11 protein-coding genes and 2 pseudogenes are annotated in these 11,088 nt (G+C 69.9%); 7 read left to right on the top strand and 6 right to left on the bottom strand.

Annotated features, from left to right (window positions below; translation table 11 throughout):
• Nucleotides 1-273: 273 nt before the first annotated feature.
• The 3 genes and pseudogenes from ABZ923_RS23425 to ABZ923_RS23415 all read right to left on the bottom strand — a co-directional run.
• Nucleotides 274-378 (bottom strand): annotated as a pseudogene (locus tag ABZ923_RS23425) (IS5/IS1182 family transposase); the annotation flags it as partial.
• 54 nt (nucleotides 379-432) lie between these two features.
• Nucleotides 433-891: an ABA4-like family protein gene (locus ABZ923_RS23420; protein ID WP_361474994.1), complete on the bottom strand. Its 459-nt coding sequence runs from the start codon at nucleotides 889-891 to the stop codon at nucleotides 433-435.
• A complete protein-coding gene (locus tag ABZ923_RS23415) occupies nucleotides 888-1,799 on the bottom strand; it encodes a hypothetical protein (RefSeq protein ID WP_361474998.1) in 912 nt (303 codons plus the stop codon). Before ABZ923_RS23415 ends, ABZ923_RS23420 begins: the two co-directional genes overlap by 4 nt.
• A 222-nt stretch (nucleotides 1,800-2,021) precedes the next feature.
• Here ABZ923_RS23415 and ABZ923_RS23410 point away from each other — a divergent pair, with 222 nt between their 5' ends.
• Nucleotides 2,022-2,678, top strand: a complete 657-nt coding sequence (locus ABZ923_RS23410; RefSeq protein ID WP_361474992.1) for a MerR family transcriptional regulator — start codon at nucleotides 2,022-2,024, stop codon at nucleotides 2,676-2,678.
• A 141-nt stretch (nucleotides 2,679-2,819) separates the two neighbouring features.
• Here the strand turns inward: ABZ923_RS23410 and ABZ923_RS23405 are convergent.
• Together ABZ923_RS23405 and ABZ923_RS23400 are read right to left on the bottom strand one after the other, a co-directional pair.
• A pseudogene (locus ABZ923_RS23405) lies at nucleotides 2,820-2,972 on the bottom strand (DUF5937 family protein); the annotation flags it as partial.
• 82 nt (nucleotides 2,973-3,054) lie between these two features.
• Nucleotides 3,055-3,630, bottom strand: a complete 576-nt coding sequence (locus ABZ923_RS23400) for a PadR family transcriptional regulator (RefSeq protein ID WP_361474990.1) — start codon at nucleotides 3,628-3,630, stop codon at nucleotides 3,055-3,057.
• 58 nt (nucleotides 3,631-3,688) lie between these two features.
• Here ABZ923_RS23400 and ABZ923_RS23395 point away from each other — a divergent pair, with 58 nt between their 5' ends.
• The 4 genes from ABZ923_RS23395 (at nucleotide 3,689) to ABZ923_RS23380 (ending at nucleotide 7,251) form a co-directional block, all read left to right on the top strand.
• A complete protein-coding gene (locus ABZ923_RS23395; protein WP_361474988.1) occupies nucleotides 3,689-4,081 on the top strand; it encodes a nuclear transport factor 2 family protein in 393 nt (130 codons plus the stop codon).
• Between the two features lie 67 nt (nucleotides 4,082-4,148).
• Nucleotides 4,149-4,559: a VOC family protein gene (locus tag ABZ923_RS23390; protein WP_361474987.1), complete on the top strand. Its 411-nt coding sequence runs from the start codon at nucleotides 4,149-4,151 to the stop codon at nucleotides 4,557-4,559.
• A gap of 149 nt (nucleotides 4,560-4,708) precedes the next feature.
• Nucleotides 4,709-5,215 (top strand): hypothetical protein, encoded by a 507-nt coding sequence (locus ABZ923_RS23385; RefSeq protein ID WP_361474985.1) that lies wholly within the window; start codon nucleotides 4,709-4,711, stop codon nucleotides 5,213-5,215.
• Between the two features lie 128 nt (nucleotides 5,216-5,343).
• Nucleotides 5,344-7,251 carry a TerD family protein gene (locus ABZ923_RS23380; RefSeq protein ID WP_361474983.1) on the top strand — a complete coding sequence of 636 codons (1,908 nt, stop codon included), beginning with the start codon at nucleotides 5,344-5,346 and terminating at the stop codon, nucleotides 7,249-7,251.
• An 83-nt stretch (nucleotides 7,252-7,334) separates the two neighbouring features.
• Here ABZ923_RS23380 and ABZ923_RS23375 read toward each other — a convergent pair whose 3' ends face one another.
• Complete coding sequence (locus ABZ923_RS23375) at nucleotides 7,335-7,568, bottom strand: hypothetical protein (RefSeq protein ID WP_361474981.1); 234 nt, start codon at nucleotides 7,566-7,568, stop codon at nucleotides 7,335-7,337.
• 499 nt (nucleotides 7,569-8,067) lie between these two features.
• On the opposite strand from ABZ923_RS23375, the gene ABZ923_RS23370 reads away from it, so the two are divergent.
• Both ABZ923_RS23370 and ABZ923_RS23365 read left to right on the top strand, forming a co-directional pair.
• Nucleotides 8,068-10,197 (top strand): SpoIIE family protein phosphatase, encoded by a 2,130-nt coding sequence (locus ABZ923_RS23370; RefSeq protein ID WP_361474979.1) that lies wholly within the window; start codon nucleotides 8,068-8,070, stop codon nucleotides 10,195-10,197.
• Nucleotides 10,198-10,321: 124 nt separating this feature from the next.
• On the top strand, nucleotides 10,322-11,059 hold the full coding sequence (locus ABZ923_RS23365; protein WP_361474977.1) for a flavodoxin family protein: 738 nt from the start codon (nucleotides 10,322-10,324) through the stop codon (nucleotides 11,057-11,059).
• The last annotated feature ends 29 nt before the right edge of the window (nucleotides 11,060-11,088 follow it).

Raw genomic sequence — 11,088 nt, 5'->3', positions numbered from 1 at the left:
CCCCGCAGCTCCGCCGCCCCGGGAGTGGCGGACCAGCGCCACCGAAGGCGCCTTCGCGGGGTAACCGGAACCTACGCTTCGAGCGGCCCGCGAGGGAAGGGCCACGAGTGTGGCCCAGGTCACGCCGGCCGCGCCGGGCGGTCGACGTACCCCGCTGACCTGCACGAACGGCGCAGGCGCACCCAGCGTGTCCCCCATACTCCCCCGGGTGACCGATCGGGCCACCCCGCCCGCCGGAGTCCCTCCTCGGCCCTAGGGGACGTCTTGCCGATCACGTGAGGAGTACGCGCGGTCGGAGAGAACGGCCAGGGGCGGGGTACGGGGCCTGCCCGGGCCGGTGCGGGGCGCGCGAATGCGGGACATCACCGTCTCGAAGGCCTCATAACCGCCCGGAACGGCTCCATCCGCCTGCCCGCTGCCCGTCGACAGACCCTAGTGCCGAGTCGACCCGGCCGTGAGGGCGTCGCGGGCCGAACGCCGCGATCTCACCGCGCGTACGCCCAGGAACACCAGCAACCCGAAGGGCGACAGCAGGATCGTGAGGACCAGCAGGGGCCCCATGAGCAGGGCGGGGATCCCCAGCCTCCTGGCCTCCCGGTACATCCACTGCCCGATGAGGAGGTCCCAGGCGATGACCTGCGCCCAGATGGCTCCCGCGCCGTCCGCGAGGGCCGTCAGTTCACGGAAGGTGTCGAGGTCCGGGCTGTTGACCGCGGTCCATAGTTCGGGGAACACCGGGATCGCGAGCGCGAGGTAGACGAGCAGTACGGGCACCGCGGTCATCGGTGAGGCGGCGATGCGGGCAGTCGGGCCCCAGGCGGGGGCGAAGATCATCAGCAGCCAGACGGGTGCGGCCAGCCAGAAGGAGAGTTCGAAGAGGAATCCGGTCACGCCGTGACCTCCTTCGAAGTGCCGGCATCATCAGCCACCCGGCCCGCGGGAGGAGTCGGCCCCCGCAGGGATCCGTACGCCCCCAGAACGATGGCCACCAGGATCAGGCCGGCCACCCCCAGCGTCGCGCCGTCCGGGTGGGTCAGCGGCTGGCCCCGCAGCGCCTGCCAGAGCACCAGAGCGAAGACAGCGCCGTACGCTCCCGAGGCGAGCAGCACCAGCCGCAGCCGCACCCGGTCGTCGGTGAGGCGGCCGAAGCGCGGTGCGAGAGCGGTCAGCACGGCGATCAGCAGCGGCAGGAGTTGCAGCGCGTGCATGCCGACGAAGTGCGGGATCCGCAGATCCCCGCCCGTCGTGGACCAGCCGGTCAGCGGCATGGAGGGACCCCCGTCCGACACGCCCACGCTGTGTGCGCCGATCACCTTGGAGACCCCGCGCCGCTGCCCAGGCGCGGGCCGCGTCATCAGGAATCCTACGGCGGCACCGGCCAGCGCCAGGAGGATGCCACAGCGCATCGCCCAGGCGGACGCACGGTCGGCGATGCGGGCGCGGAGCAGCAGCACGGCGACGGCGAGTGTGCCGAGCCACAGGATGACGACCGTGACGGCCATCGCTTGGAACAGCGCTTCGTCCAAGGGTGTTTCGTGGTTGAAGTGGCTACGTTTGCCGCGTATCACCTGCCCGGTGATGATCGCCATTTCGACGAGACTCGCCAGTGCGACGACCGTCCCCGCCCACCAGCCCACGCGCCGGCCGCGGGGGAGCAGCGACAGCATCCAGGCCAGCGACAGGCAGTACGCCACGAACGACACCGCGAACTTGAACGGCTTGAACCAGATCGGCGCCCCCACCAGAACGCGGTCATCGATGACGAGTCCCACGGCGGAGATGACCGCCATCACCACCATCGCCACCGAGAACAGCACCAACGGTCGGTGCCACGACCGCCATTGAGCCGAAGACCACCACGACGACGCAGGCCGCCACGACGGACGTAACGAAGACATAGTCCCTCCCCATATGGATAGCAGCACTGTCCGCTATCTGATAGTCCCACTATCTATCATGGGGATGAAGTCGGCAAGGGCCGGCGTGTTGGGCAGGGGCCAAGGGCGAGGAGCGAACCGGCAGTGCGTATCGGAGAGTTGAGCCGGAAGACCGGAGTTCCGGTGCCGACGATCAAGTACTACGTCCGTGAGGGTCTGCTGCCTCCGGGTGAGCTGACCAGCCCGAACCAGGCGAGCTACGGCGAGGCGCACGAGCGCCGGCTGCACCTCATCCGCGCCCTGCTCGACGTGGGGGGCATGAAGGTGGCCGAGATCGCAGACGTACTGAACGCGATGGACGATCCGACGCGTACGCTGCACAAAGTGCTCGGCGCCGCCGCGAGCCGCCTCGGCCCCGCGCACACCGAGCACGACGACACGGAGTCGGCCGCCGCACACGCAGTCGTCGCCGACCTCGTCTCCCGGCGTGGCTGGCGGACGCACGAGACGACCCCCGCTGCGGCCGACCTGGCCAAGGCCCTGGCCGCGATGGCCCGGTTGGGACACGGGGCGTTCGTGGAGGTACTCGACGCCTACGCCGACGCCGCCGAGCAGGTCGCCCGCGCCGATCTCGCGTACGTGGACCGGCGGGTGGCGGTCGAGGACATGGTGGAGAGCGTCGTGATCGGAACCGTACTGGGCGAGGCGGTGTTCAACGCGTTGCGCAGGCTCGCCCACGTGGACGCCTCGGCGAAGCTCTACGGAACGGACGAGATGCCGCCGGAACGGAAGACGGGGTGATCCGGCCACAGATGGGAATGGCGTTGCCCTCCTGGACACCGTGATGCAGGCCGTCTCACCTCGCAGCTCCTGCGAACTCCGCAAGCTCGTCACCCGGTTCGACGCCGTCTGGAGCCAACGGTCACCGCCGCACGACACCGACGGGGGGAACGGCTCGGCCACCGGGTACCCCACCACCGGCTGCCACCCGGGCGCGTGCACCACCGCCGGGTGGGGGCCCGAAGGCGCTGGGGATGAAGGTGACGCCGGTGCCGTGGCGGCGGTCGCCTTGTCCTGCAGTCTGTACACGATGATCTCGATCACCGCCCACGCAGCGTCGGATATCTCCCCATCCCTCACGATCAGTCCAACGATCGGATGATCGGAAAGACGCTGCCTAGGCCTCGGCCCGCAGCGCGGCCGCGCGCTGGTCGAGCCGGCGCAGCGCCACCTCGCCCCACCGCAGGTTCTCCCGCTCGAAGGACATGCCGCGCAGCAGGGTGAGGTACGGGCCGATGCGCTCGGCCTCCGCGAAGTACGCCTCCTCCGAGCGCCCGTCGAGCAGGCGCTGCCGGAGCCGCTCGTAGCGGGCGAGCTTGGCGGTGGCCCACTCCATGCGCTCGGCGACGGCCGCCCGCACCGCCTCGGTGTCGCCGACGTCCGCGCACTGCACCTTGACCAGCAGCTCGTCCCGGATGACGGCGGGCCTGCCCGGCGGCTCGGCGGTGTACGCGCGCACGGCCTCCCGCCCGGCCTCCGTCAAGGAGAACAGCCGCTTGTTGGGGCGGCGTTCCTGCTCGACGACGCGGGCGGTGACGAGCCCCTCGGCCTCCATGCGCTCCAGCTCCCGGTAGAGCTGCTGGGGCGTCGACATCCAGAAGTTGGCCACCGTCGCGTCGAACGCCTTCGCGAGGTCGTAACCGGACGCCTCACCCTCCAGCAGCGCGGCCATCACCGCGTTCCGCAAAGCCATGGGCCTACGCTACGCTCCACCCAACCTATTCAACTAATTGACTATGTGAGGTGGACGCATGCATCCCTTCCGCAAGGCCGTCGAGAACGGCGACATGGACGCCGTGGCCGCCCTGCTGGCCGACGACGTCGTCTTCACCAGCCCGGTCGCCTTCAAGCCGTACCCGGGCAAGGAGATCACCGCGGCGATCCTGCGGGCCGTGTCCCGCGTCTTCGAGGACTTCACCTACGTCCGCGAGATCGCCAACCCCGACGGCCGCGACCACGCGCTCGTCTTCACCGCCACCGTCGCCGGCAAGCAGCTCCAGGGCTGCGACTTCCTGCACTTCGACGAGAACGGCAGGATCGACGAGTTCACGGTGATGGTGCGCCCGCTCTCCGCCGCCCAGGCACTGGCCGAGGCCATGGGCGCCCAGTTCGACCGGATCGCCCGAGAGGCCGCCGGACAGTGACCCGGACGACCGCCGGTCACCCGGGTTCTTCGAGACCGCCCGGCCGGGCCTGTGGCAAGATCGCGGGATGCTACGACTCACCGACTTCATCATCGACTGCCCGGACACGATGAAGCTGGCAGCCTTCTACTCCGAGGTGACGGGGCTCCCGGTCAAGGAAGACAGCAACGAGAAGTGGGCCGGTATCCAGTTCGGCGACATCGAACTGGCCTTCGTCCAGGTGGAGGACTACCGCGCCCCGCAGTGGCCCGACAGCGAGCACCCCAAGCAGTTCCACCTCGACTTCGAAGTCGACGACATCGAGGCCGAACAGCGCCGCGTCCTGGCCCTCGGCGCGACCCTGCAGCGGGACTGCATCGGCCCCGACGGCTACGGCTTCCGCGTCTACACCGACCCCGTCGGCCACCCCTTCTGCCTCTGCCGCAACAAGGGTGTCCTCTGGACCGATCAGGGCCTCGTCTGGCCCAAGCACGACTAGGGCGTGTCAGAGGTGACCGACGCCGCAGAGCTACGAGTACGGCTGCGGAACGTTTTCTGGATCGGTGGCGGGAGTGGTGCAGGCAAGTCGACCATCGCCCGCCGCCTCGCAGATCGCTACGGTGGCGTCTCTACGCAACCGACGACGTGATGCATGATCACGCGAGGCGGACCACCCCCGAAGAGGGCCCCCACCTGCACGAGTTCATCGCCATGGACATGGATGAGCGATGGGTGAACCGGACTCCGGAGGTCATGCTCGAGACCTTCCACTGGTTTCGAGGCGAGGGCTTCGGCCACATCATCGAAGATCTCCTTCGTCTGCCGCAGGAGTCATGCGTCATCGCCGAGGGATTCCGGCTGCTGCCACACCTCGTCAAACCTCTGCTTGCTGCTCCTGAGCACGCGGTCTGGCTTCTTCCCACCCCCGATTTCCGTCAGGCCGCCATCGAGAGCCGGTCGGTACCAGGGCAAGGGTTCGCAGGGAAGACCAGCGATCCCGCGATGGCCGGCCGCAACATCGCGGCACGTGACCACATGTTCACGATGCGCCTTGCGGAGGAGACCGAGCGTCTCCAACTGCGCACCATTCATGTCGACACCACGATGACGGAAGACGATCTCACCGAGCAGGTGACCGCCGCGTTCGGACTCTGACGTCGGACTCTGACGTCGGCTGGCCCCACCCCCTGAACACCAGCGAAGACACCGTCACGGCCTTACGGAGGAGGGAAAATCGCCATGTAGGTTGAAGGAGGGGCGCATATCGGATCATCCTTGGCGTCATGAGTCTCGTCTCTCCCTTCTTGGACGCTCCCACCATGGGCGATCACGCCCACGATTGGGCCCTGGTCGATGTGGAGACCTCGGGACTCATAGCCCGGCGGGACCGGGTGCTGTCCATTGCGGTGATCACGATCGGTCCGGACGGTGAGCAGACCGGGGAGTTCTCGACGCTGCTCAATCCGGGGTGTGATCCGGGGCCGGTGGAGGTGCATGGCCTCACCGTCGAGCGGCTGAAGGGTGCACCCACCTTCGACCAAGTGGCCGGGCGGATCGGGGCGATGCTCCAGGACCGAGTCCTGGTAGCCCACAACGCCCAGTTCGACTACGACTTCCTGGCCTACGAGTTCGCTCGTGCGCGGATGTGGCTGCCGGTGTCGCAGCGGCTGTGCACCCTGGCTTTGAACCGCCAGGTGGATCCGCCCACGGACGACATGAAGCTCGGCACCCTCGCCGCCCACTACGGCGTCCCCCAACAGCGCGCGCACGATGCGCTGGACGACACCCGGGTACTTGCCGGAGTCCTGCGTGCGTCGCTGCGTGAGGCAGCTCGGCTCGATCTGCCCCTGCCGCTGGTGACCTGCCCACCGCGGGCAGAATCCCAGTTCACGCCGAAGCCGCCGAAGACCCCCTGTGCCTACCGCAATCCGGGACGTCTGACTCCCGGCGGGCCGCTCCGGCAAGGGATGAAGGTCGCGATCACCGGTGAGACCGCCTACGCCCGGGCGGAGCTGGTCGGGCGGGCGGTTGCCGCAGGGCTGAACATGATGACGTCCGTCAGCCGGCACACCAGTGTGCTGGTCACCAACGAACCGGCGGCCGACTCGACAAAGACCCGACGTGCACGCGCTGAAGGCGTACCCGTGGTCGACGAGCAGACCTTCCTGCGGTTGCTGGCCGACGTACGGCCGGGGACAGCGCATGAGGCGACGGCCGTCAGGGTCGCCCCGGTGACCGAGCCGGCAGCAGAACAAGTCGGGCGCGTGGAGGCGGCGTCCACCACGACTTCTGCCGTACCCGCTCCCAAAGCATCTGCCCTCCCCACGGCCTCCCCCTGCCTGTCGGTCCCCGCTCCGCGCCCATCGGAGCCCTCGGCCGACGCCTTGGCCAAGCCCCTGGCGGGACGTCGGGTACTGGTGCTCGGCGGCGTCCATGCCGATGCCGCGGCAGCTCGTCTCCGCGTCGTCCAACTGGGCGGGTCCGCGGCGATCAACCTGTCCGCCAGCGTCACTGACGTCGTGCTCCTGCCAGGAGGCGAAGGCGACCGGCGCATGAGGCGCATTACCGCCCTTGAACTCCCTGTGCACGACCCGCACTGGCTCGCCTCTCCGACCGCAACGGACCGGAATGCGGTGGTTCTTCGGCCTCAGGAGCCGCACGTGATGCCGAGGGGCGGCGTCATCGACCTGCCCATGCCGAACCGTGGACCCGCGCCGGAGTGGTACGTCACCGTTGGCTGGGCCCCGCAGTCCGACTGCGAGATCGACGTGGTTGCCTTCCTCCTCGACGAGGACGAACAGGTCACCTTCGACGAGGACTTCATCTTCTACGGAGCCCCGGAGAGCCCCGCCGGGACGGCGCGCCTGTTGACCGGTGGCCCTGCCGAACAGACCATCGCCCTCGACCTGGCGTCCCTGCCACCCGCGACGCGGAAGATCGTCGTCGCTGCGGCCATCGACGGCGCCGCCACCTTCGGGACCGTCGGCGCGCTCCAGATCGGTGCGGCTCCCGGCAGCAGCGGGGCACCTCTCGCCCGGGCCACCCTGGACGCCGCCACCACCGAACGCACGATGCTGCTCGTGGAGATCTACCGCAGGGGTCCGCTCTGGCGGCTACGTGCCGTCGGCCAGGGCTACGACCACGGCCTCGACGCCCTCGCACGCGGATATGGGGTCGACATCGCCGACTGAACGACGAGGCCGCTCGACTGGCGCTGCGCGTAGGCCGCGTTCCACCACGTCGAACACCGGCGGAACGAGGGAGCCCTGACAGGTCAGTCGATCCGTACGGCCCTGCAGACCCAGTGGCCCTTGTGCCACCTGTGGTACACGTCGTAGTAGCCATTGACCCATTGCCAGTTGCTGCAATCACTCGAGGGACCCGAGATGGTCGTCGCGGCGGGGGCGGCTGCTGCGGCGGTACTCGCCGTGCTGATCGCGGTGCCGCCGGCCAGCAGAAAGCCGGTCGCGACGCAGGCGAAGGCGCGCTTGGCGCGATGTGCTCGCATGGCTCTTCTCCTCTTCCACGTTCTCGTGCCACTCAGGATGAGAAGGGTGGTCGCGACCTCACGCCGAAGCATGGAATCCGGCAGTGGCTGGATGGCGCCGCTCGAACATGCCGCGGCACTGCGCATCGAGGTCGCCGCGTGAAGCGGTAGGAACAGGACCCCCGCTGCCGTCCCTGGCGGGTGGGAACACACCACGGAACGTCTCCAGGACTGCAACCCCACCTCTTTCAACGGTAACGGCCCATGCTCCGCTCGGCACTTCGACACGAACAGCCCGACGGACACGTAGTCGGTCGATCCGGCAGGTGCGCCCTGCGAACCGATCCGAATGCTCGGGACTGCGGCCTCCATACCGCCCGAGCGATCAGTATCAAACAGATCCAGGCAAAGCTGAACAGTAAAGCCGCGCAAGGGGCAACACCATGGTGCGGGAGTGCCCGTCATCTCTGATGGGCATAGCCTTGCCGTACGGGTCTGCCAGCAATGCTGGAGGTGCCTGGTGACCAGTACGGGCGGCGGTCCGGCCACTGACAGCGCGGAGCTGGACGCCGTCGTCGCCGAGACGGTGCGCCGTACGGGCGCGTCCATCGGCGCCCTGTACCTGCTCGCACCGGACGAGCGGCTGCTGCACCTGGACGCGATGTGCGGAGTGGGGGCCGAGCTGGCCGCTCCCTGGGAAACGGTCTCGCTGGCCACTCCGGCGCCGGTGACGGACGCGGTCCGGGACGACCGCCTGGTGTGGGTGGGCAGCCAGGAGGAGATGGTCCGGTCGTACCCGCGTACCGCGATGGCGTTCCCCTACCCGTTCGCGCTGGTCGCCGCGCCCGTCGCCGGCATCCGACGGTGGGGTTCCCTGGTGCTGATGTGGCCGGCCACCCGTCCGCCGTACATGACCGGGCGGGAACGCGCCAACATCGCGTCCAGCTGCCGGCGGGTGGCCCGGGCGCTGGAGGAGGCGGCCGACCGCGGGTCCCCGCTCGTGCCCGGCGGTGGCGCACGTGTCGTCCCCGCGGGCACCGGACGCCCGTCCACCAGCCCGGAGTCCGCCGTCGCCGACTTCGTCGAGCGCCTGCCCGGCGGCAGTTGCGCACTGGACCTGGAGGGACGCTTCACCTTCCTGACCGCCGGGGCCTGCGAACTGCTGGGCGTCGACGCCGGTCGACTGCTGGGCACGCTGCCGTGGCAGTCCCTGCGCTGGCTGGACGACCCCACGTACGAGGACCGCTACCGTGCCGCGGTGATCAGCCGCGCGCCGGTGGCCTTCACCGCGTGCCGGCCGCCGGACCACTGGCTCGAATTCCACCTCTACCCGGACGCCAGCGGCATCAGCGTCCGCATCGTCAGCACCAGCGAGGAGCCCCCGCCCGCACGGGTCCACCGGTCCACGCGCACCGCCGCACCCACCCGCGCCGGCCGGCTCTACCAGCTCACCCACCTGGCCGCCGCGCTCACCGAGGTCGTCGGCGTCCAGGACGTGATCGACCTGGTCGCCGACCAGATCATGCCCGCCTTCGGCGCCCGGGGACTGGTGCTGTCGGCCGCCGAGGGCGGCCGGCTACGGATCACCGGTCACCGGGGTTACTCCGCCGAGACCGTGGAGCGCCTCGACGGCCTGCCCCTCGACACCACCCTCACCCCGGCCGGGCGCGCACTCAGCACCGGCATCCCGGCGTTCTTCGCCGACCGGGAGGAGATGCGGCGCGTCTATCCGCAGGCGCCGCAGATCAGCGGCGCCCACGCCTGGGCCTTCCTCCCACTGATCATCTCCGGCCGGCCGGTCGGGTGCTGCGTCCTGTCGTACGACCACCCCCACGAGTTCCCGGCCGAGGAGCGAGCCGTCATGACATCGCTCGCCGGGCTGATCGCCCAGGCCCTCGACCGCGCCCGCCTGTACGACACCAAACACGAACTCGCCCGCGGCCTGCAGCAGGCGCTGCTCCCGCGCACCCTGCCCGAGATCGACGGCCTGGCGGTCGCCGCCCGCTACATGCCCGCCACCCGCGGCATGGACATCGGCGGGGACTTCTACGACCTGATCCGCCTCGGCGACACCGCCGCCGCGGCCGTCATCGGCGACGTGCAGGGCCACAACGTGGCCGCCGCCGCTCTCATGGGCCAGGTCCGTACCGCCGTCCGTGCCCACGCGGCACTCGGCGCGACCCCCGACCAGGTTCTCGCCGAGACGAACCGGCTCCTCGCCGACTTCGGCCCCGACCTGTTCACCAGCTGCCTCTACGCCCGCCTCGACTTCGCCCGGCGCAGCATGACCCTGGCCAGCGCCGGCCACCCGCCGCCCCTGCTGCGCCTCCCCGGCGGCGACACCCGGCCCGTCGCCGTCCCGCCCGGGCCGCTCCTGGGCATCATCCCCGACACCGTGTTCCCCGTGACCGAGATCGCGCTCGTCCCGGGGATGATCCTCGCCTTCTACACCGACGGCCTCGTCGAGCGGCCCGGAGTCGACCTGGACGACTCCATCACCGACCTCGCCCGGCATCTCGCCCGCGCCGACGACCAGGACCTGGACCTGGACCTGCTCATCGACGACCTCGTGAGCGAAGCGGGCACCACCGGGCAGCGCGCGGACGACATCGCCCTCCTCCTGCTGCAACACCGTGCCGGCACGCGGTGAGCCCGCTCTCCCCGGGGCCGTTCGGAGGCATCGCGGTGGCGCCCGCCGGACCGCGCCCGCACGCTGGAGCCGGATGCGAACCCCGCACCGCGCCCCGCGCGGGACAAGGACCCGGGAGGACCGAGTGACCGCTTCGTCGCCCGCCACCGACGCACCGCCGGCCCGGTACGACGACCTGCGGGCCCTGGTGATCAACTGCACGCTCAAGCGCTCGCCGGAGACGAGCAACACGCAGGGACTGATCGACCGCAGCACCGCCATCATGGACGCGCAGGGAGTACCGGTCGATGTCGTACGGGCGGTGGACCACGACATCGCCACCGGTGTCTGGCCCGACATGAGGGAGCACGGCTGGGAGTACGACGCCTGGCCGGAGCTGTACCGGCAGGTCCTGGCGGCCGACATCCTCGTCCTGGCCGGACCCATCTGGCTCGGGGACAACAGCTCCGTGATGAAGCAGGTGATCGAGCGCCTCTACTCCTGCTCCAGCCTGCTCAACGAAGCGGGGCAGTACGCCTATTACGGCCGCGTGGGCGGCTGCCTGATCACCGGCAACGAGGACGGCGTCAAGCACTGCGCCATGAACGTCCTCTACAGCCTGCAGCACCTGGGCTACACGATCCCTCCCCAGGCGGACGCCGGTTGGATCGGCGAGGCGGGCCCCGGCCCCTCCTACCTGGACCCGGGCTCGGGCGGCCCGGAGAACGACTTCACCAACCGCAACACCACCTTCATGACCTGGAACCTGCTGCACCTGGCACGGGCACTGAAGGACCTGGGCGGCATCCCCGCGTACGGCAACCAGCGCACGGCCTGGGACGCGGGCTGCCGACGCGACTACGAGAACCCCGAACACCGGTAGGGGCACGGGCGGTACCCGGAAAGGCGCAC

Origin of the sequence: Streptomyces sp. NPDC046881 (genome assembly GCF_040645015.1) — a bacterium.
GTDB lineage: Bacteria > Actinomycetota > Actinomycetes > Streptomycetales > Streptomycetaceae > Streptomyces.
The sequence above is the reverse complement of the archived record's forward strand: the minus strand, read 5'-3'. Positions and strand labels throughout refer to the sequence as shown.

Bases quoted from the DNA above. Each gene is read 5' to 3' on its own strand.
- ABZ923_RS23390 (WP_361474987.1), top strand. From the start codon at position 4,149: ATGCTACGACTCACCGACTTCATCATCGACTGCCCGGACACGATGAAG.
- ABZ923_RS23375 (WP_361474981.1), bottom strand. From the start codon at position 7,568: ATGCGAGCACATCGCGCCAAGCGCGCCTTCGCCTGCGTCGCGACCGGC.
- ABZ923_RS23380 (WP_361474983.1), top strand. From the start codon at position 5,344: ATGAGTCTCGTCTCTCCCTTCTTGGACGCTCCCACCATGGGCGATCAC.
- ABZ923_RS23395 (WP_361474988.1), top strand. From the start codon at position 3,689: ATGCATCCCTTCCGCAAGGCCGTCGAGAACGGCGACATGGACGCCGTG.
- ABZ923_RS23415 (WP_361474998.1), bottom strand. From the start codon at position 1,799: ATGGTGGTGATGGCGGTCATCTCCGCCGTGGGACTCGTCATCGATGAC.
- ABZ923_RS23385 (WP_361474985.1), top strand. From the start codon at position 4,709: ATGCATGATCACGCGAGGCGGACCACCCCCGAAGAGGGCCCCCACCTG.
- ABZ923_RS23400 (WP_361474990.1), bottom strand. From the start codon at position 3,630: ATGGCTTTGCGGAACGCGGTGATGGCCGCGCTGCTGGAGGGTGAGGCG.